Genomic DNA, 21,911 nt, shown 5'->3' on the forward strand with positions numbered 1-21,911 from the left:
CTGCTATGATAACAAAGGTAAAACAATGACTGCTACTGCACTCAATTCACTCTATATTGTCTCAAAGCATCCAAAAGCAGGGAGCATGGTTGTTGCTCTTGGAATGGTTGATTTTTTAAAACGTCATTATGGGCGTATCGCCTTTTTTCGTCCTTTGGTATACAGCATTGACAGGGATGAAGATACTCAAACCATCCAAGAATGGTTTGGGCTAAAACAGTCCTATCCGGAAGCCATAGGTGTACAGATCGATGAAGCCGAAAAGCTTATTTCCGAGGATTTGTTTGATGAACTGATGGCAAAACTTCTTGATCAATATCTTGATTTGAAAAAACGTTACGATTTTGTTTTGTGTTTGGGGTTGGCGGATGAGCACCTCTCTTCATTGATTGATTATGATATCAATGTGGAGATCGCAAAAAATTTTTCTACCCCTATTGTGGGTGTTTTTGTGCCGCAAATCCATGAACAAGAAGAGGTTATAGAAGAGATCAATTTATGGAAATATGCAATCAAAACACAAAATGCAGAACTTTTTATGCTTTTTGTTAATAGGTGCGAAAATCCTTTTTATAAAGCACGCAGAGAATCACTAAAAAATAATTTTTCGTTTCCTGTTGCTCTTTTGCCCAATATCAAAGATATTGACAGTATTTCGGTTTCACAGATTGTCCGAGATATCAAGGCGGATTTAATGTTTGGGAGCCGGGAGATGCTCTACCGTATCATAGGAAGGATCCATGTTGCCGCGATGAGTGTTGATCATTTTTTAACACGCATCAAGCAAAAAGATATTATCGTCACATCAGCAGACCGTTCGGATATTATTTTTGCAGCGATCTTGGCCCACCATACATCTTCTCAGCCTTCTTTAAGCGCCATACTGCTCTGCGGAGACTTTAAGCCTGCACAGAGCGTGATGCATCTTCTTGAAGATATGAAGCCTATCAAAATCCCAATACTTTATCTTGGGTATGATATGTTTACCGCATTGGAAAAACTTCAGACGCTTACTCCCGGTTTAAGTATGCAAACACCCAATAAGATCGCAACAGCATTGGGAATTTTCAGCAGCAATACATCCCCCCAAGAGCTTATTCAAAAACTTTCCAGGGCTTCATCGGGCATCCTTACCCCGGCGATGTTTAGACATCAGCTTTTTGAGCGTGCCGCCAAAGAAATAAAATCAATCGTCCTAACCGAAACAGAAGACGATCGGATACTGATGGCAGCGGATATACTTTTGCGCCGCAGAATCGTATCGATTATACTTTTGGGAACAAAAGCAGAGATTGCTTCCAGGGCTAAAATCTTAGGTTTGGATCTCAAGGGTGCGAGAATCATTGATCCTGAAGAGGGAGCGCTCAGGGAGAGATTGTGCGAATGTTATTTCGGGCTTAGAAAACACAAAGGTGTGACGCTCCAAGAAGCATTTGACGCTATGAGCAGTAAAACGTTATTTGGAACCATGCTTGTCCATGAAGGAATGGCTGACGGAATGGTCAGCGGCGCCACACATACGACCAGAGAAACGATTTTGCCTGCCCTGCAGACTATCAAAACAAAACCGGGATTTACCATTGTATCAAGTTGTTTTTTTATGTGTTTTGATACTGAGGTCCTGGTGTATGCTGATTGCGCGGTCAATCCTGATCCGGATGCCGAACAATTGGCTCAAATTGCGATCGCTTCGGCCGATACGGCCATAAAGTTTGGTTTGGCTCCTTGCGTGGCAATGCTTTCATATTCCAGCGGAAATTCCGGCACAGGCACAGATGTGGAAAAAGTTCGTAAAGCGACAGAGATAGTGCGGCAAAAACGTCCTGATTTGCCCATTGAGGGACCTATCCAATACGATGCTGCCGTTGATCCTGCGGTGGGAGCAAACAAAATGCCCGAAAGTAAAGTGGCCGGACACGCCAATGTTTTTATCTTTCCTGATCTCAATACCGGAAACAATACCTATAAGGCCGTACAGCGTTCCGCCGGCGCAATTGCCATCGGACCGATTTTGCAGGGACTCAATAAGCCCGTCAATGATCTCAGCCGCGGATGCAGTGTCGTTGACATCGTCAATACGGTTGCACTTACGGCCGTACAGGCGCAAAAAGAGGAACAGCAATGAAAGTGCTTGTGCTTAATGCCGGAAGTTCTTCGGTTAAATTTAAACTTTTTTCCATAGAAAAATGGACAGTTCTTGCGTCGGGGATAGCGGAAAGTATTTTTGAGCCTATCTCAACAGTCTCTTTTGCCAGCGATAAAGAACAGTACCGGTATCAAGAAAAGATAGATAATCATACAGAGGCGATCACGCTGCTGGTAAAAATGCTTGTATCGCATCAGGTTGTCTCTTCGCTTAGAGAGATCGCTGCTGTGGGTCATAGAGTAGTGCATGGGGGCAATCTTTTTTATGAACCAACATTGATTTCCCAAGAGGTGATAAGCCAGATCGAATCACTTGAGCCTCTCGCTCCCTTGCATAATCATGCCAATCTTGAAGGCATACGCGCCATGCAGGCACTCATTGGCGATCTGCCTCAAGTAGCCGTGTTTGATACGGCTTTCCATCATACCGTACCCCCTTATGCGTACCGGTATGCACTGCCCAATTTTTTTTACGATAACCTAGGCGTGCGGCGTTATGGATTTCACGGAACGTCGCATCATTATGTTGCCAAGCAGACAGCCGAAGCCATGGGCAAAAAATTAGAAACACTCAATATAATTTCGCTGCATTTGGGTAACGGTGCAAGCGCATGTGCCATCCGGGAGGGCAGAAGCATAGATACCTCCATGGGGATGACTCCTCTTGAGGGATTGGTGATGGGAAGCAGAAGCGGAGATATTGATCCGGGAATTATTTTTTATCTGCTAAGACATACGCAGCTCAATGCCGATGAAATCGAAAAGATGCTCAACACACAAAGCGGACTCAAAGGAATAGTCCAAACCAACGATATGCGCCAGATAGAAGAAAAAATAGCTCATGAAGATCCATTGGCCATACTCGCAATGGAAATTTTTGTTTATCGCATCGTCAAATACATCGGCGCTTATGCCGCCATTTTAGGACGTCTTGATGCGTTGGTATTTACAGGGGGCATAGGTGAACACAGTGCAAAAACAAGAGAAGCTGTTTGTGCGAAACTTACACTTTTTGGCGCACAAATGGATATGCATTTAAATACCCAAATCCAAAATGGATGCAGAAGCATTCATGCATCAGAAAGCAAGATAGAGATTTGGATCACGCCTACAGATGAAGAGTGCGCTATCGCCAAAGAGACAGTTCAGGTCACGGGCCGCAAGAGCAAAAAGAATCAGATCTGATACAGTACAAATAAACCCAAACAAAGACTGTTTTGATGACGCAATGGATTAAACATTCATAAATTGTGATAAAAAAATAACTATTATCACAAGAAAAAATGGAAAAAGATGACTTTTAAAAACAAAAGGCTGAATCCCAAAAAGTTTTTGATTTATTCCTCGAAAGCCAAGCCATAACCCAAAAAATGCTTTTATGCTTAGAAGTATTTGAAACCTGCTGGGCCCGTCATCCGCTATCTCCCCAAAAACCTGACTAAACAAAAAAAGTCCTGAAGCCACAGCCACCATCAGGCTGTAGGGAACCACTTTTCTTACATGTATCATGATAGCCTCTCTGGCCTTTGCGTGTTCCTCCGGGCTAAGGGATCGGCCCATTTTTGCCATAAAAAGATTGTCTGTAAATAAAAATCCCCCATAGATGAAAACCGAAAAGATGTGAATGGTATGAATGAATGTGTATGTAATATTTTTTCCTTTGATTGCAATAGGTGATTATAGTATCTAGTTTATTAATTGTTGGAAATAACATAATTATTTTTTAATTCTATTTTTTTGCGGCCCAAAGTAATACAAGTATATGTTTATTTGTGCTATCATTAAAAATGAATTAAATTGAAAATTAGAGGAGAATAGATCATGATAAAGCCGACACCTATTGATGAAGAGATACAGGTTGATCCAAAGAGATACCTGGTGAGCAGAACGGATAAGCATGGTGTGATTGATTTTGCCAATGATTATTTTGCCGAGATCAGCGGATACAGCAAAGAAGAACTTATCGGAAAGCCTCATAGCCTTATTCGTCATCCGGATATGCCAAAAATTATATTTAAACTTATGTGGGACAGGATACAAAAAGGGGAGAATTTGCTCGCCCTTATTAAAAATTTAGCAAAAGATGGGAGATACTATTGGGTATTTACTTCATTTGAACCTCAAAGAGATACAGATACGGGAGAAATTTTTGGATACAAAGCATCAAGAAAAGCAGCCCCCAAAGATGCTGTTGAGATTATAGATGCTCTTTATAAAAAACTCGTAGCCTTAGAAAAAGAAGGCGGAATGGAAGCATCTTTTGAATATCTGGATAAATTTTTAAAAGAGAAAGATCCAAATTTGGAGATCCAGGATCTTATGGAAAATATCCATAAATTCTATTAAGGCAAACAAGCATTTTCTGCAAATGAGGGGCGGTGAGACAAATTCCCCCGCTTCTTTCTATTGATTTTCATGAGATAAATATCAAAATAAAAAGAATCTTCAGATAAAAGAAATATATTCTTTCATCTGAAACGTACAGCCGGGTCTGTACGCTTTAAAAACACTTTTTGATCACTAAAACAGATCCGCATTTTCATCTATCCATTTAAAATACTCAACGATATCTTTAATCTCTTGATCATTCATATTTTGGTTTGGCATTTTAAGGTTGAAAAACTCGATTAATTTCTTCATGTAAGGTTCATGAAATTTACTCTCGGGGTTTTTAATGTATTCTGCAACCCACTGTTCTGCATTTCTGTGCCGTTTAAGAACACCGATCAAATCAGGCCCAGAACTGACTCTGCCTACAACATGGCACCCTGAGCATCCTCCTTCACGGAATGCTTCTTCTCCTCTTTTGGCTTCTTCTGATTTGGGCGTGGCCAGACTGGTTACAAGAAGATCTTTGGCTCTGATGGCAGAATCTGCGGTTTTGATCATGTATTGCCATACCATGTTTTCAAAAAGAATTGCATTTTCCAGATTATTTTCGCTGTGCGCTTTTGCAGCTTTTTCTTTTTCAAGAGCAATTTTTGTATACTGATCTTTTGCATCGTCTACCAGGTTTTTAACAGTGGGATACTTTGTGTACTCTTTGTCTTCTAAAAATGTAAACAGTGCTTCAATAACATGATTGGTTGCTTCATTGTTGGCTGTGATTTTTTCGTATTCTTTTTGCAACTCCTCTGCAGATAAGCCTTCCATTTTTAATTTTTGGATCCATTCATAATCTTTTTTCGGGTCTTTGACCAGCAAATATCCCATCATTTCAATGTGCAGCGCCGAGCAAAATTCTGTACAGTAGTACGGAAAAACACCCTCAATATCTGCAACAAAGTCAATCTGGGTTGTTTCTCCGGGTTCTACAGATGCGTGTATATCATGATGGTCGATAGTAAAACCGTGTGTTTCATCCTGTGCGCGTTCTACATTGGTGATGTACATCGTAACCTTATCGCCTTTGTTAACCGTAATGTGCTCAGGATTGATATGGGATCGCACCATTGTTGAGTAAACATACACATGATTTTCTTTGCGTTCAATCCGTTCTTCTCCCGCAAGTGTTTTTCCCACATGGGGTTTACCGGTTTTTGGATTGGTTCCCATGTTGTATCTCACTTCGGGATGGATTTTGCTTGCCCGGATCGATGCGGCCTGATGCGGTTCTCCAAGCGGCACGGGCATATCATAAAGAAGCTCCATCTTGTTTCCGCCGATCTCTATGAGTTGATTGTTTTGCGGATGCAGCGGCCCGACAGGTAAAAATCTGTCAATTGAAAGTTTATTGAGGGCGATGAGATATTCCCCTTGCGGGTCGGCAGATTTGCCCTCCATGGCTTCGAGGTGCCCGACATTATAATGTATATTGACTCTGTCTAGCAGTTTTAGTTTTTTGTAATCCCATTTTACAACCTGGGAGTCTACATATAAAGAGCTGTAAATTGTGCCGTCTTCTTTGCCAAAACTGTTATGCAGATGTCCAAGTCCAAGCTCCAGCTGTCCGTGCAGCGATTTTTTTATATCCAAAATCGGTATGCCGTAAAGGTCTTTTCCGATATATTCTTTGTTTTCTATTTGTTTCATGATTTTTTTAAAATCATAAACGGACGCATGGGTATCGAGTTTTCCCGAAACTACAATATACTGACCATCCGGGTTCACATCGATTCCGTGGGGAGATTTGTTTTCCGGAATCAAAAACAGGGCATCATTTTTAACAGCCACCTCGATGGGTACGACTTTGTGTCCGTTGATTATTTTGACATTTTTGTCATCTTTTGCAAGTTCGGCCAATTTTTTCCAGTTGTACACATGCAGATAGTCTGTATCGTTGCGGCTGCATCCGGCTTCAAAAGGAGGAAGCCCCTTTTCGATACCCCCTGTATAAAGTTCTGAATTATAAGAGTTTGTAAAAGCCCAGCCATCAGAAATGCCTTTGCCGGCATCGGTCAAGTCTTGCATATAAGGAGGAAATTCAAGCGTAAAAGACTCATCTACTTGAATCTTTCCTTTTTCTTTGTCAAATTTCCAAAACGTTACTCCCCCCCGATAGACATCCTGATATGCCTCAATAGGGTAGTAATCATTTGTAAGCGGCGCTGCATATTGGCAGGATTCGAGGATATACTCAGTGTTTGGAGTGATAAATGCACCGCCATGGCTTGACTTAAAGACCGGGTTAACTACAATTTGAGAGGTCTCAAAGTACTTCAAATCAATTACGGCAATTCTGGCATTCGCTTTATCGTTGATAAAAAGATAGTCTCCGTCATATTTCCCTTCGGTTTCGGAAAGTGCGGGGTGATGGGTATCGCCCCAGTTGATCTCTCTTCCTCTGATATTTCCCTGTCGCAATATCTCTTTTGAGTCAGTATCAAAACCATACCCCTGCCACGGCTCCGGAGTAAAAACGGCGATATATTTTAGTATCCTCATTGAAGGGATTCCGTAGACCAGCATCTGTCCTGACTGTCCGCCGCTCACAAAGGCATAATACTCGTCATGCTTGCCGCTGGGATGATAAACTTTTAGTGCGGCGAGCGCATCTTTTTCTGTAAGGCCGCGTTCTTCCATAATTTTCTGAAACTGCGATTGGGCCGTCATAGTTTGTGTTGCAACCAGCAACCCCAGTGCTGTTGTGCAGATAGTTTGTAAATATTTTTTCATTTTTTCCTCCTTGATAATTAAATATTTTTCATAAAACAACACAGTGTTCCGCTGTTTTTATTGGGCTTCAAATTGTGCAATTTCCTCGGCAAGTTTTTCCATCTCCTCATCTGACATATATTCAATAACGGCGATATGCATCTCATCTTCATTTGTTTTGTATTCAAGTATTTTTTTAAGTATTACATCTTTGTTCAATCCGATAAGTTTTGGCCCTACATTGCCTTCTCCGTTTACTCCGTGGCATGGAGCGCAATTGCTTTTGTACATCGGGCTTACTTTAAATTTTCCGGCAGATCCGGCTCTTTTTTCTAGAGCTTTTACTTTCAGCTCTTGCTCTTTTCTTTGCTCTTTTCTTTCTTGGATGATCGCTTCTTTTTGTTCTGTTGTGGGTTCCGGCGCTTCTATTGTCTCCGGTACTTTGGCTTTTGAACCATTAATGAGACTAGAAATTTTCCCCAATGTATCTACTTCGATATCCGTTTTTAGTACGTAAGCACTTGTGCCTATGCCTAGCAATAGCGCTATAAGCATTACAAAATGCTGCAGCGGTGTCGGTTTTTTTGCCGGTTGATTTTTTAGTGCTCTTGATTTGAGCCACCATGCCAGCAAAGACAAAATACTCATAGCGACCAATACCCAAAAACCAATTACAGGATAAGCATGTGTGGTAAATTGCGCCACTTTGCCGTCTCCTAAGATAACAGGCATAAACGGCTTGATTGTGATGGCTCCTCCGTGAAGATTGTGACCAAACCAATAAAGCCAATAGGCATAAATCCCCAAGAAAAGAAAAGGCAAAAGCACAGGAATGATCATCAGTCTGTTGATCCATTTGTTGTCATACGCAATAAAAAGCATAAGCAGCATCGCAAGCGCAATAAGAGCGTATGGCGCAAGAGAACTTTCGTATATGCCGCCTCTTTCCATGCGGGCCATACCGACATAGTGATTGATGGTGTTCATCTCATGCACTTCTCCGCTCAATCCGTCAAAGTGGATATACACAGGAAGCCCATAGGGAAAGGCTTCTTTGGGATAATTGGGCGCCTCCAAAGAAAAGTTCCACACAGGCAGCGACGGCACACCTATCTCTTCAGAAATTTCAATCATTTTTTTTAAATTATATCTTGCCGCCTGGGGAGTGTTTACGCCAATATACCTTCCTTTTTGGTAAAAATTCCAAAGCGGATACGTATAGGAGGGGATATCTTCAACTTTATTATCTTTGATGCGCTCCAACGTTCCATTGAAGCCTACGGATGGAATTATAAAACCGTACACTAAAAGCGCAAGTGCGACCGCAGCAAAAATCCTTGCCATAAAAAAGCTTCTATTCATACTAAACCTTTCTTCATTTATTTTTTAATTAGTTTTGTCTTGGATGCTGTTTTTTCATTATACATCAAAGCGTATTGTATCTCACTAAAATAGGCATGAAATTCGAAGCTTAGAGGTATTGTGAAGCCTTGAAGCAGTAATGTAATGTTGTAAAAATTATTTTTTAAAATATAAAACATTAGATTATTGTATAATCCATCCGAGCTTTTTAGGATGACGCAGGAAAGATATACTGCTATCGCTGCCGTTACTTTAATTAAAAATGTGGAATCATTGCATAAAAAGCGGCCAAAATAAGCAGTTTGTTTATAAACGACGGTTTTTCAAACGGCAATGGCACCCACACAGTGAAAAGGATAAGAATGAAAAAAATAGTAATGATCGCGATCGGTTTTGGATTGGCCGTTCAGCTTCAGGCAAATGATCTCAACAAAAGTGCGGAGACACTTAAGACCGCAGACCCCAAAAAAATGATAGAGATTTTTACTAAAGCGTGCGAGAGCGGCAATATGGTAGGATGCTATAACCTTGGGATGACATACGAAGCCGGAGAAGGTGTAACGCAGGACTTGTCCAAAGCAGCAGAATATTATCAGAAAGCCTGTGACGGCGGCGACGCACTTGGATGCCGCAATCTTGGAATAATGTATGCAAACGCAGAGGGCGTAAAGCAGGACAAAGAAAAAGCAGCAGAACTCTACCGAAAAGCCTGTGAGGGCAAAGATGCCGGAGGATGCCTGGCGCTTGGATTTATGTATGAGTCAGGAACAGGCGTAAAGCAGGACAAAGAAAAAGCAGCAGAATTTTACGGCAAGGCCTGCGAGGGCAATATCGCCCTTGGATGCTTGGCGCTTGGATTTATGTATGAGTCAGGAGAAGGCGTAAAGCAGGACAAAGAAAAAGCCAAAGAGTTTTACGACAAAGCCTGCAAAAGCGGAGATGCGGACGGATGCGAGCAGTATAAAAAAATGATCAATCCGTAAACCCAGGCAAAATTTGCTTTTTATCCCCGTGTTGTGCTGCAGCTTCAACCCATGGAAGCCGCAGCACAATTCTCGACTCTTCTGCAATATTGCATCATTAATCCCATACTTTTTACAAAATCAAAGCACTTTGATTTCATTGAACAGCGCAGCTAATTTTAAGAACGATTCATTTTGGACTCCCGGGAAACTTTGGACTGGCCGGTCAGGGCGCCATTTTAAAAATCTTTTTGCCGCATGTAAAAACATTTATATTTAAATTGTTACAATCACATTTAAAAAGGGGGGAGTTTTTGTGCAAAAACCATATCTAGAATCCATGCCCGATGCCGACGGCTTTTTTGGCAAATTCGGAGGCGCGTTTATACCGCCTCAGCTCGAAACAGCTTTCAAAGAGATCAATGGAGCCTACGACAAACTGTCAAAATCGTTTGAATTTTTTCATGAGCTTAGAAAAATAAGAAAACATTACCAGGGAAGACCAACCCCCATCACTTACTGCAAAAATCTTTCGGATTTTATCGGCGGCGGACAAATCTATCTCAAAAGAGAAGACCTAAACCACACGGGTGCGCACAAACTCAATCACTGCATGGCAGAAGCGCTCCTGGCAAAATACCTTGGCAAAAAGAAACTGATCGCCGAGACAGGAGCAGGGCAGCATGGGGTTGCGCTTGCAACGGCTGCGGCTTATTTTGGATTGGAATGCGAGATACACATGGGTGAAGTGGATATCGCCAAAGAGCATCCCAATGTGGTTCGCATGAAGATACTCGGAGCCAAAGTGGTTCCGGCCACCCATGGGCTTAAAACGCTCAAAGAAGCCGTTGACAGCGCCTTTGAAGCCTATTTGAAAGATCCGGCCACACAGCTCTTTGCTATCGGGTCGGTTGTCGGCCCGCATCCTTTCCCCAAAATGGTAAGAGATTTTCAAAGCGTTGTAGGATTTGAAGCCAAAGAGCAGTTTCATGAGATGATGGGCAAACTGCCCGATATGGTCACTGCATGCGTAGGCGGCGGCAGCAATGCAATGGGGATTTTCAGCGCTTTCATCGAAGATCCCGTCAAGCTCTATGCGGTGGAGCCTGCAGGCAAAGGCTCCGATCTCGGTGAGCACAGCGCCAGCCTGACCTACGGAAGCGAGGGGATCATGCACGGTTTCAACTCGATCATGCTCAAAGACAAAGAGGGCAATCCCGGTCCCGTGCATTCCATCGGAAGCGGGATCGACTATCCTTCTGTCGGGCCTGAACACGCGTATCTTAACAGCATAGGACGAACCAATATTGGGCTATGCAATGACGATGAAGCGGTGGATGCATTTTACACGCTTTCACAGCACGAAGGCATCATCCCCGCCCTCGAATCCGCACATGCGGTGGCATTTGCGATGAAGTATGCAAAAGAACACCCCAAAGAAGCCATTTTGATCAACCTTAGCGGAAGAGGCGATAAAGATATCGATTATGTGGTGGAGCATTATCCGATCCCCGTTAAACGCGGCTAGTGTTTAGCTGGCCGGTTTTTAAGTGTATAAATCAGTATGGACGGAAAATCCACCCCGTCTTGTGATACGTCACCACGGCATCTAAATTTCATAGAAGTTTCGATTTTTCTTTTGTTGTATTTGATAATATTTTTTTGCTTAAAATATTAATTTGTTATAGATATTGATATATATCAATATGATAAAAAATATTTATTATATAATTTAAAAAGCAAACCATAAAAAGCAGAATATTGAACGATGCATTTAAAGCCGCAAATTCCCATCACAAGAATACTTTGGATCGTAAAGCGATTATACAGATTGGAGAAATTAAACACTCTTTTACTTGCCAAAGAATATGATCTTTCTCGAAGAACCATTCATCGTGATTTGCTTAAAATCTCCAAAATAATTCCCTTGACTAACAAAAAAGGCTTATGGTCATTGGATGGGAAAGGTTTCTCAACAGAGGATAATCATTTTTGTCGATCATTGCTTCTTTCTTTTGCTCATAACCTTCAAATCGAAATAGATTGTTTGGAAAAAAATGATCTTACGCGTGACAAAGTCGGTTTTGCCATTGAATACAGACATCTACCTAAAAAACTTGGCGAAGAGATTATGCGCTGCATCGAAAATGAAAAAAGTGCTACTTTTAATTACTATAAACCAAATGGAACAACATTTAGAATGGCAGATCCCATCAAAATATACACCGAAAGCGGCAGATGGTATCTTATCGCCAAAGATCATAGGGATAATAGAGTCAAAACCTTTAATCTTTCTAAAATAAAAGATTTTAAACACTCGTCTTTGCCCTATACACTTACTGATGATATGCTTAACGCTGCTGATGAGCTTACAAGCATCTGGTCAAGCATCGATAAAAAAGAGGAAGTGGTCAAACTATATATCAGCTCGGAAGCAGCTCCGTATATTCGCGATATAAAACTGCATAAAACACAAATCATAGAAGATGAGCATCATGATGGCGGAATGGAAGTGCATTGTACGATCACTCATAGACTCGAGATACTCCCCCAGATCAAATACTGGCTGCCCAGAGTTCACATTTTAGAGCCAAAGTGGCTATGGGAGGGATTAATGAAAGATCTGGCAATCTATCAATATGAAGATCAAAAAATGCGGTATGAGTGACATATAGGTGTCTATATATATGTGGTAAAATTTTTGACAATAAAACCAAATAAAAAAGATGGGGAGAAAGAAATAGTTGGAACAACTGACCGATTTAAAAGCCATACTTCACTCCAAAAGAGCCAATATCTACTATCTTGAGAAGTGTCGCGTGATGCAAAAAGATGGTAGGGTACTCTATCTGAGCGAAGCAAGCAAAGAACATCAGTATTGGAACATTCCTATCGCCAATACGACGTGTTTACTGCTGGGTACGGGTACGTCGATTACCCAAGCGGCGATGCGGATGCTTGCTCAGGCGGGAGTCCTCGTGGGATTTTGCGGTAGCGGTGCAACGCCGTTGTTAATGGCTAACGAGATCGAATGGCTCACTCCTCAGAGCGAATACCGACCGACTGAGTATATTCAGGGGTGGATGCGTTTTTGGTTTGATGATCATAAGCGGTTGGAAGCAGCGAAACGTTTTCAGACGGAGCGGATCAATTTTCTCGAACAAGTATGGTCAAAAGATCGTGAGTTACGCTTTGAAGGGTTTGACTCTACTCATGATGAGATTAAAAAGATGTTACAAAATACCCGAGAAAATATTGAAATAGCGCCCAGTGTCGGAAAACTGTTGCAAATCGAAGCCGATCTGACCAAACGGCTCTACAAACGTGCTGCCAAAGTGACCGGAGTTTCCGGTTTCGTCCGCGAGCATAACTCTGCTGATCTTGCTAACGATTTTCTCAATCACGGCAACTATCTGGCATATGGATTAGCCGCCACGACTCTGTGGGTACTGGGTATCCCGCATGGCTTTGCGGTTATGCACGGTAAGACCAGACGGGGAGCTTTGGTTTTCGATGTAGCTGATTTGATCAAAGATGCACTGGTACTACCGTGGGCATTTATCGCTGCAAAAGAGAGGATGGATGAAAACGGTTTTCGTGCACAATGTCTTCAGGCATTCGTCGAACACGGAGCCATGGAATTTATGTTCAATCAGGTCAAAGAGATAGCCTTATCCCATAATGACTCGACGGAAAAACTCCCATGATGGTCACATTCGTATCGCAGTGTGAGAAAAAGGCACTTAAGCGAACAAGGCGGGTATTGGATAGCTTCGCCGACCGCATCGGCGATAATACGTGGCAGAGCATCATCACCCAAGAGGGACTCGAAGCGCTCAAAAAGCTACTCCGAAAAACAGCATCCAAAAGCACCGCTGTCAGCTGCCATTGGATACGTAGCCGCAGCCGAAGTGAACTGCTGTGGATCATCGGGAATCGAGAGAAGTTCAATGCGCAGGGGATTGTGCCGGTGCATTATACACAGAAGAATATTCTTAAAGATTATTATGAGAATGATTGGAAATATCTTCCTCTCATTAAGGCACTAATAGCAATGGCTGCACTCTTTCACGATTGGGGTAAAGCAACACGATTATTTCAAGAAAAACTTAATCCAGATACCAAAAAGCGTTTTATGGGCGATCCTATTCGGCATGAATGGATTTCTACATTGCTTTTAAATGTATTTGTAATGCAGCATGGTGGTGATACGGATGAAGCATGGCTTGAAGCGTTAAAAGAAGGGAATATTGACGAGAAAAAAATTATTCAGACTCTTCAATCTGAAGATCAAAAGCCTCTACTAAGCGTACCACCTATTGCCAAACTTTTGCTCTGGCTAATCGTATCACATCACCGATTACCGAGTTATTCTGTATATACCGATACTATCAAAAATGAATGGGCAGGAGAAGAAGCCAAAACGCTGGATGACGCACTGCAATACATTACAAAAGCATGGGGATATGAGAACCGTTTTGATGAAAAAGAGTATCAACGCTTAATCAAAGGGTGCTTCATTTTTCCAAAAGGGTTAATGAGCCAATCATCACGCTGGATGAAAGAGGTGAAAAAGTGGTCCAACAGACTGTATACAGTATTACCACTAGCTGAAACAGCACTATCTGATGGCAGTTATAGGGTCGTATTACATCATGCGAGATTAAGTCTTATGTTGGGAGATCATTTTTACTCTTCTCAAAACGCTGATGCAGGGTGGAAAGATGGGGTTGGACTTTACGCCAACACAGATAAAAAAACGAAACAGCTCAAACAAAAACTTGATGAACATTTAGTTGGTGTTTCAAAACATGCTCTAAATACTGTTCATCTTCTCCCTGCGTTTGAAAAAGAACTGCCTCGCGCTAGGGATCTGAAAGTATTGAAAAAAGCGAGTCCACGAGGATTCGTTTGGCAGGACAAAGCGGTTGACAAGATAAGCGAACAAGTAAAAGAGAAAGAACGGTTTGGTTTTTTTGCCGTTAATATGGCGAGTACTGGAAGCGGTAAAACATTTGCCAATGCAAAGATTATGCAAAGTGTCTCCGATGATGGACAAAGTCTACGCTATATTTTGGCATTGGGACTTAGAACGTTAACGTTACAAACCGGGGATGAATATCGTCAAAGAATTGGGTTGGATGATACAGAATTGGCTGTTTTGATTGGTTCAAAAGCAGTGATGCAACTCCATAACGAGAACATAAACGACGATACGCCAACAAATGACACTGTAGGTTCCGAGTCATTGGAAAGTCTTTTAGATGAAGAGGTAGATTATGAGAGTGCTATTCCAGAGGAGGGGATGGCAACGTTGTTAAGTACTCAAAAAGAGAAAAAATTTCTCTATGCTCCGGTGCTAGTTTGTACAATCGATCATCTTATGGGTGCTGTAGAAACGAAGAGGGGAGGTCGATACATCCTTCCGAGTCTTCGTCTTATGTCGTCCGATCTTGTAATTGATGAGATTGATGATTTTAACGGTTCCGACCTAATCGCCATCGGTAGACTCATCCATCTTGCCGCTATGTTGGGATGCAAAGTGATGATTTCATCTGCAACGATACCTCCGGATTTGGCGGAAGGTTTTTTTAACGTCTATCAAAAAGGATGGCAGCTTTATGCCTCAACCCGCGAGGTAAAAAATGAAATTATCTGTGCATGGATTGATGAGTTCAAGACGATAGCTCACGATATTAACGTATTTGATACCGCCACGGTCAATGTCTACAGAGATTTGCATGAGGGATTTGTTGAAAAACGTGTCAAGCACTTACAAACGCAACTGCCGAAAAGAAAAGCAATGATTGCACAATGTTCTAAACCCAACGAAGGAGAGAGCAGAGAGGCTGTATATTTTGCTGCAATCAAAGAAGCAATGCTTCAAAAGCACAATGAACATCATTCTGTAGATACGCAAACGGAGAAACGAGTCTCATTTGGTGTGGTGCGCATGGCAAACATTTCACCATGTGTTGAGCTGACAAAATATTTTTTAGAAACAACCTATCCAGAAAATGTCGAAGTTAGGGTTATGGCATATCATTCACAGCAAGTACTTCTTTTACGACATATACAGGAAAAACATTTAGATACGGTACTAAAACGTAAAGAAAAAAGTGATGAAATACCGGAAGCATTTAAAAATAGTGTTATCCGTCGTCATCTCGACCATACGGCAGCCAAAAACGTCATATTTATATTGATTGCTACGCCTGTAGAGGAGATTGGACGGGATCATGATTTTGATTGGGCTATCGTGGAACCCTCATCCTATCGTTCTATCATCCAATTGGCTGGTCGAGTACGTCGTCACAGAGAAGATGAAGTGAAGTCGCCCAATATAGCTTTGATGCAATACAACTTCAAGGCGTTCAAAGAGGGTGATATTGCAGGGAATCGTTATTTTTATCATCCAGGGTATGAAAGTTCGTCTATGACAATGGTAACGCATGACTTGGAGCGGTTGATCGATACTGAACAAGTTTCTCAACGACTGGATGCAACACCGAGAGTACAAAAATCGAAAGATTTACGACCTACCGAGTCATTATCGGATTTGGAACATTACGCATTACAAAACGATTTAACTGCGTATGGTAAAAAAGGTGCCGACAGCTTACAGGGTTACCTTAATGAATCGTGGTTTTTGACCGCGCATCCACAGTATTTACATTCATTCCGTAAAAGTGAACCGACAACAAAAATCTTTTTGACTTATGACACAAAAAAAGAGACTTGCTATTTTGCAGAGATCGATGAATATGGTGAAGCGGTAAATCGTGAGGCAATTTTACAGATTGAGAAGAGTGATCTTGATCCTGCGTACAAAGTGAGACTATGGATGGAGAGGGACTACCTTTTGGAACTCGAAAAACAATCACACAGAAGAGATAAAACAAAAAAGGAGGTGTCATTGTTATTTGGGGAATTAGGGTTTGTGCACTATGACGGTGCAAAGTATGAATATAGCGACCAATTTGGGTTAGTGCGCAAGGTGTAGAATAACATGAAATTAGATATAATTTTTTTTAGATTTCCCTGCCGGATAGGTAGCTTAGAAAATAACAATAAAATTTATAAAATTAACTGCCGAATAGGCAGCATATTTAAAAAAGTCTTGACAAGCAAAAAGAAAAGGAGTAATATTTTTCCATAACAATAAAATTTATATATCACTACCGAGTGGGTAGCTTAATGGTTAAAGCTAAAGTAGGTGTGATTTATTCACTAAAATATACAAATTCTTAAAAGGAGAAGCATTGTGATCAATAAAGCAATATCCGATTTTTTTGATGAACGAAAAGAATCATGGATAAAAAAGAATCAAAATCCATCGATGTCCGATGAAGAAGTGTTTGCATTGCAAGAAAAGTGTAATGAGATTTTTTCTCTTGGAGTGTGGCTATCTAATGCTGCGAAAAGGGCAGGGCAGATGTCCATGGCAACACATCCGTGCACGTTTTCACATCCAAGTGCACGTAAAAATAAAAATGCTTATGTGACGTCCATTATCGCTGAAAATACTTCTGCCACGGACGGGCTACTGCGTAGTGGCAATGTTACCGTAGAACGTGATGCATTGGGAAATGCAGCGGTACTCGATGTTTATAAGTTTCTCAGCCTCCAGATGGAAGATACACAAACGCTGATGTCACATATCGAGCAAGAGAGCGAACTTGCTAAAAGATTACTGAGTGAACATGGAAATGACTATGATACGCTACGCGATGGTTTTATGTCCATGATAGGTGATAGCACGCAGGAGGTTGTTACCAGTTCGAAAATCAAACAGGTCTATTTTCCTGTAGATGATGATTACCATCAGCTATCCATTCTAAGTAATTCAGGTTTGATTTTTCATCTCAAAAAGCGTATCGATACTATACGCTTTAGCAAAGAGGTAAAAGAATTACGTGAAAAAAAGCGTAAAAATATGCCAAGTGATGAAGGATTTTACGAACTGTACGATTTAACGACGATTGGCTATGGCGGTACGAAGCCGCAGAACATTAGTGTGCTGAATAATCAAAATGGGGGGAAAGCACATCTTTTACGCTCTATGCCACCTATGATTGAGAAACGGTCCATCCGATTTCCCAAACGAGATTTTTTTCGAGAATCCATAAGACCTTTTGATGTCAAAGATACATTCCATGCTTTGCACACTATTTTCAAAACTGACTACAACAATGTGAATATACGTGACGGAAAGTATTATCGTTATCAACAACTCATTGATCGTATCGTTGAGAGAATGTGGGACGTCCGTTCCGTAGCAGATAGTCAATATTTTGAGGGTACTTCTCAGCTTGCAGGGTATCAAAAAATTTGGCTTCTGGATAGCTTTACAAAGCAGAGAGAATCTGAAGATAACTGGCTTGATGAGTTATGTGACGAGATTGCGCGATGGGTACTAGCTGGCTGCGAAAAAGGTCTGAAAAAGTCCTATATATTTGGTTCGGCTGAGTTGCAGGATATCCGCAATATCGTAGAAGCTAACAAGGAGGTATTGCGATGATCGGCGATATTAGAAAATTGCTTTTGATTCCGCATATCAAAGTGCATAATGCAAATGCCCTCTCTAGTCCATTTACGATTGGATTCCCTGCAATGACGGCGTGGCTCGGAGCGACGCACGCATTGGAGCGGAAACTGAAAGCGGACGGATTTTCTTCCCTCATTTTCAAAGGAGTCGCCGTAGTTAGTCATATGGCAGATTTACAGACCTATAAAGGTACGGATGATTATGTTTACTCTATCGTCGGAACGGCAAATCCATTGGACAAAGATGGTGGTAGATCCGCATTCATCGAAGAAGCCCGTATCCATTTGGATGTTTCGATATTGATTGAATACGAAGGGGTTGCAAAAAATGAAGAAGATCGTTTTATAGAAAGAGTTGAACACCATTTGAAAAGCGGTATGAAAATGGCGGGAGGTGATGTTTTCGGATCAAGAAAGCTCAAACTTTTTAGAATGACCGAAGATGATGAGCGTGCTTTAGGCGAACTCCGTAGAAGCCTAATGCCCGGCCATGTCATTGTCGAACGGCGGGAACTGATGAAAGAAGCTATGGAAAATGGTTATGATGCAATCGATGCTCTTTTAGAGTATCTATCGGTACATCATCACTGTGAAATAACCGATGATGAAGTTATATGGAGTAGTAAACGTAAGACAACAGGGTGGATAGTTCCTCTGGCTATCGGATTTCAGGGTATATCGGAGCTTGGCAAAGCAATGAATCAGCGCGATCCCGACACACCGCACCGTTTTGCAGAAAGCGTTGTAACATTAGGGGAATTCAAAATGCCTTATAAAATTACCTCTCTTGATGAGATGTTGTGGCATTACCATGTTGATCAAATAAACGATCTTTATCTGTGTCAACAAACAACCGTGCCGGCATCGGCTAATTAAATTTAAAATACCAAAAGGAAAAAACTATGGCAAAAGATAAAAGTGTAGCATCTGTATTAGCATTTGAAAAGAAACTCGTACCCTCAGACGGCTATATGTGCGGTACAACTTGGGAGAACCGAAGTGTGGAAACACCTCTTCGATTAATTGAAAAGTCGGTGAGAGGAACCATCTCGAATCGTTTGAAAGATGCTGTAAAAAATGATCCGGCTAAGCTTAACGCCGAAGTTGAAAAAGCGAATTTGCAAAGGGTTGATAGTTGTGCACTGGAACAGCATCAAGATACCCTTCACCTCCATTTTACCCTTAAAGTATTGGGCGGTATTCACAAACCATCGGCATGTAATAGCAGTGCGTTTCAGCAAACCTATGTCGAAGCGGTAAAAGACTATATTGATCGAGAACGATTTGCGGAACTGGGGCGAAGATATGCATTAAATATCGCTAATGCGCGCTATTTATGGCGTAACCGAGTTGGTGTTGAAGCACTCGAAGTAATTGTGAAGTCGTCCAAAGATGATAAAGTTTGGACTTTTGATGCAAAATCGTTTAGTATACGTACGATGGAGTGTATAGATAAGCAAGTTGCAGCTTTGGGAGAGAGTATAGCACAAGCACTTGCTAGCGAAGACGATTTTTTAATACTTGATATTAACTGCTTTGCTAAAATCGGAAAAGCGCAGGAAGTTTACCCAAGTGAAGAGCTTGTGCTAGATAAAGGTAAGGGAACTAAAAGTAAAGTGCTTTACGCCGTCAATGAGATAGCTGCAATACACTCGCAAAAAATCGGTAATGCTCTACGTAGTATCGATACATGGTATCCTGAATTTGGAGATGAATCTAACGATGCAGGAGCGATTGCTATCGAGCCATACGGTGCCGTTACCAATATGGGCAAAGCATTTCGGGCAAATAAACATGATTTCTACACATTTTTTGATAAATTTGCTAGAGGTGAAAAACTCGAACGGATTGAAGACGAACATTATGTGATGGCTATACTGGTTCGTGGTGGTGTTTTCGGCGAAAGCGACAAGTAGGGAAACATGAAACACTACATCGAGATTACACTGCTTCCCAGTGTGGAGGTGGGGCTTGGATTTCTCTGGCAAAAAGTGTATCAGCAGATACATTTGGCACTAGTAGAGATTAAAGATGAAAATGATGAGGTAAATGTCGGCATTTCATTTCCGAAATATGGTGCCGATAATTTTCCTCTAGGTGACACCGTGCGTCTATTTGGTAAAACATCTAATGATTTAACAGCACTTCGATTGGAAGAATGGCTAAAACGGCTTTCGGATTATGTAGCTATAACCGCTATCAAAGAAGTGCCACAGAATATAGAAACATATAAGTGTTTTTCTCGTAAGCAAGTTAAGTCTAATACAGAACGACTGGCGCGCAGACAGGCTAAACGAAAAGGGATCAGTTTCGAAGAAGCAATGTTAAACTATGAAAATATGCAGGGTGAAACGACTCAGTTGCCGTTTATCGTCTTGGATAGTTTGTCTACAGGGCAAAGATTAAAGTTGTTTATACAAAATGAGCAAAGAGCTATCCATGTAGAAGGTAATTTTAATACTTTCGGTTTCAGTAAAGAATCAACCATCCCTTGGTTCTAAAAAAACCTTTATTTTTTACCCACCTCTCAAAGTCCCTATTTCAGGGACTTACTAACAATAATAAAAAAATTAGGTAAAATACGAAAATATGCTTACAAAAGCTTATTAATTACGAGATTTGCTCAGGCTCTAAATGCTGTACACTGCCGGATAGGCAGCTTAGAAAAAAGGCATATATGCAAGCGCCTGCCATCGACTGTACACTGCCGGATAGGCAGCTTAGAAAATTGCCTACAAACTTCATCACAAGATCAAGAAGTACACTGCCGGATAGGCAGCTTAGAAAATGTACAATTTTGTTCCGTCGGCAGAAACAAAGTACACTGCCGGATAGGCAGCTTAGAAAATAAGGGTAGGTGCTTAATGCTGCAACGGAAAGTACACTGCCGGATAGGCAGCTTAGAAAGTTATAGGAATCCGTAATGAAAAGCTTTGTACGTACACTGCCGGATAGGCAGCTTAGAAAAATGATCAAACTGATCCAGATACACAAGCCCGGTACACTGCCGGATAGGCAGCTTAGAAAGAGTCTGATCAGTTTGTCCACGATCGGCTTGGGTACACTGCCGGATAGGCAGCTTAGAAAGTTCATAAAAAGATCAGTGCTTGGCAACGTACGTACACTGCCGGATAGGCAGCTTAGAAAGCTTTCCGCAAGCAAAAGCACCTGCCCATAAAGTACACTGCCGGATAGGCAGCTTAGAAAATCATAGGCTATAACCTCATATCCGTATTTATTGTACACTGCCGGATAGGCAGCTTAGAAATACAACGCCCGTGCATTTTTTTACCAAGCTATGTACACTGCCGGATAGGCAGCTTAGAAATCAAGCCTCTCAAAGAAAGACTCTTCCGAGTCGTACACTGCCGGATAGGCAGCTTAGAAATATAATAAATGAAGCTAATACTGTTGAATATGTGTACACTGCCGGATAGGCAGCTTAGAAAAAAAACATGGAAGAGCAACTCTTGGTGTTCCTCGTACACTGCCGGATAGGCAGCTTAGAAACTAATGTATAGGTAGCTCCAACATCATACGCCGTACACTGCCGGATAGGCAGCTTAGAAAAAATATAATGTTTCAATCTGTCTGTCACTTCCGTACACTGCCGGATAGGCAGCTTAGAAATGTAATTTGACCCGTTTTCGGATTTTTCGTAGGTACACTGCCGGATAGGCAGCTTAGAAAAATGGGAAGATAGCAACGGTTCAAAAAGAAGCGTACACTGCCGGATAGGCAGCTTAGAAAAGCACTCGCTTGCAGCGAAAAAGCCCGAGCAAGTACACTGCCGGATAGGCA

The 21,911-nt window shown here is 41.6% G+C and carries 14 protein-coding genes, 1 pseudogene and 1 CRISPR repeat array; of the genes and pseudogenes, 12 read left to right on the forward strand and 3 right to left on the reverse strand.

Going from position 1 to position 21,911, the window contains the following annotated elements; all coding sequences use genetic code 11:
- Positions 1-25: 25 nt before the first annotated feature.
- Together CFH81_01235 and CFH81_01240 are read left to right on the forward strand one after the other, a co-directional pair.
- Positions 26-2,125 (forward strand): phosphate acetyltransferase, encoded by a 2,100-nt coding sequence (locus CFH81_01235; protein DAB40951.1) that lies wholly within the window; start codon positions 26-28, stop codon positions 2,123-2,125.
- A complete protein-coding gene (locus tag CFH81_01240; protein ID DAB40952.1) occupies positions 2,122-3,330 on the forward strand; it encodes an acetate kinase in 1,209 nt (402 codons plus the stop codon). Before CFH81_01235 ends, CFH81_01240 begins: the two co-directional genes overlap by 4 nt.
- 48 nt (positions 3,331-3,378) lie before the next feature.
- On the opposite strand, the gene CFH81_01245 is transcribed toward CFH81_01240, so the two are convergent.
- Positions 3,379-3,705: a hypothetical protein gene (locus CFH81_01245; protein DAB41410.1), complete on the reverse strand. Its 327-nt coding sequence runs from the start codon at positions 3,703-3,705 to the stop codon at positions 3,379-3,381.
- Between the two features lie 261 nt (positions 3,706-3,966).
- On the opposite strand from CFH81_01245, the gene CFH81_01250 reads away from it, so the two are divergent.
- The gene (locus tag CFH81_01250; protein DAB40953.1) at positions 3,967-4,491 is read left to right on the forward strand and encodes a histidine kinase; all 525 of its coding nucleotides are present in this window, start codon (positions 3,967-3,969) and stop codon (positions 4,489-4,491) included.
- Positions 4,492-4,665: 174 nt separating this feature from the next.
- On the opposite strand, the gene CFH81_01255 is transcribed toward CFH81_01250, so the two are convergent.
- The gene (locus CFH81_01255) at positions 4,666-7,260 is read right to left on the reverse strand and encodes a cytochrome C (protein DAB40954.1); all 2,595 of its coding nucleotides are present in this window, start codon (positions 7,258-7,260) and stop codon (positions 4,666-4,668) included.
- 564 nt (positions 7,261-7,824) lie between these two features.
- Positions 7,825-8,601 (reverse strand): annotated as a pseudogene (locus tag CFH81_01260) (cytochrome C).
- A 362-nt stretch (positions 8,602-8,963) separates the two neighbouring features.
- Between CFH81_01260 and CFH81_01265 the strand changes: the two are divergent.
- The 9 genes from CFH81_01265 (at position 8,964) to cas6f (ending at position 20,611) form a co-directional block, all read left to right on the forward strand.
- Complete coding sequence (locus CFH81_01265) at positions 8,964-9,584, forward strand: hypothetical protein (protein DAB40955.1); 621 nt, start codon at positions 8,964-8,966, stop codon at positions 9,582-9,584.
- A gap of 295 nt (positions 9,585-9,879) precedes the next feature.
- A complete protein-coding gene (trpB, locus tag CFH81_01270) occupies positions 9,880-11,091 on the forward strand; it encodes a tryptophan synthase subunit beta (protein DAB40956.1) in 1,212 nt (403 codons plus the stop codon).
- Positions 11,092-11,331: 240 nt separating this feature from the next.
- On the forward strand, positions 11,332-12,231 hold the full coding sequence (locus tag CFH81_01275) for a hypothetical protein (GenBank protein DAB40957.1): 900 nt from the start codon (positions 11,332-11,334) through the stop codon (positions 12,229-12,231).
- A 76-nt stretch (positions 12,232-12,307) separates the two neighbouring features.
- On the forward strand, positions 12,308-13,270 hold the full coding sequence (locus tag CFH81_01280; protein ID DAB40958.1) for a subtype I-F CRISPR-associated endonuclease Cas1: 963 nt from the start codon (positions 12,308-12,310) through the stop codon (positions 13,268-13,270).
- On the forward strand, positions 13,267-16,566 hold the full coding sequence (gene cas3f / locus CFH81_01285) for a type I-F CRISPR-associated helicase Cas3 (GenBank protein ID DAB40959.1): 3,300 nt from the start codon (positions 13,267-13,269) through the stop codon (positions 16,564-16,566). The genes CFH81_01280 and cas3f overlap by 4 nt, the downstream gene beginning before the upstream one ends.
- Before the next feature lie 261 nt (positions 16,567-16,827).
- Complete coding sequence (gene csy1 / locus CFH81_01290) at positions 16,828-18,084, forward strand: type I-F CRISPR-associated protein Csy1 (protein DAB40960.1); 1,257 nt, start codon at positions 16,828-16,830, stop codon at positions 18,082-18,084.
- Positions 18,081-18,986 (forward strand): type I-F CRISPR-associated protein Csy2, encoded by a 906-nt coding sequence (gene csy2, locus CFH81_01295; GenBank protein ID DAB40961.1) that lies wholly within the window; start codon positions 18,081-18,083, stop codon positions 18,984-18,986. Before csy1 ends, csy2 begins: the two co-directional genes overlap by 4 nt.
- Positions 18,987-19,012: 26 nt before the next feature.
- The gene (csy3, locus tag CFH81_01300) at positions 19,013-20,026 is read left to right on the forward strand and encodes a type I-F CRISPR-associated protein Csy3 (protein DAB40962.1); all 1,014 of its coding nucleotides are present in this window, start codon (positions 19,013-19,015) and stop codon (positions 20,024-20,026) included.
- Between the two features lie 6 nt (positions 20,027-20,032).
- Positions 20,033-20,611 carry a type I-F CRISPR-associated endoribonuclease Cas6/Csy4 gene (gene cas6f / locus CFH81_01305; protein DAB40963.1) on the forward strand — a complete coding sequence of 193 codons (579 nt, stop codon included), beginning with the start codon at positions 20,033-20,035 and terminating at the stop codon, positions 20,609-20,611.
- A 138-nt stretch (positions 20,612-20,749) separates the two neighbouring features.
- A CRISPR array of direct repeats spans positions 20,750-21,860; the repeat unit is 28 nt; unit sequence GTACACTGCCGGATAGGCAGCTTAGAAA.
- Positions 21,861-21,911: the final 51 nt, after the last annotated feature.

The organism is Sulfurovum sp. UBA12169 (genome assembly GCA_002742845.1).
In the GTDB taxonomy this organism is placed as follows: Bacteria; Campylobacterota; Campylobacteria; order Campylobacterales; family Sulfurovaceae; genus Sulfurovum.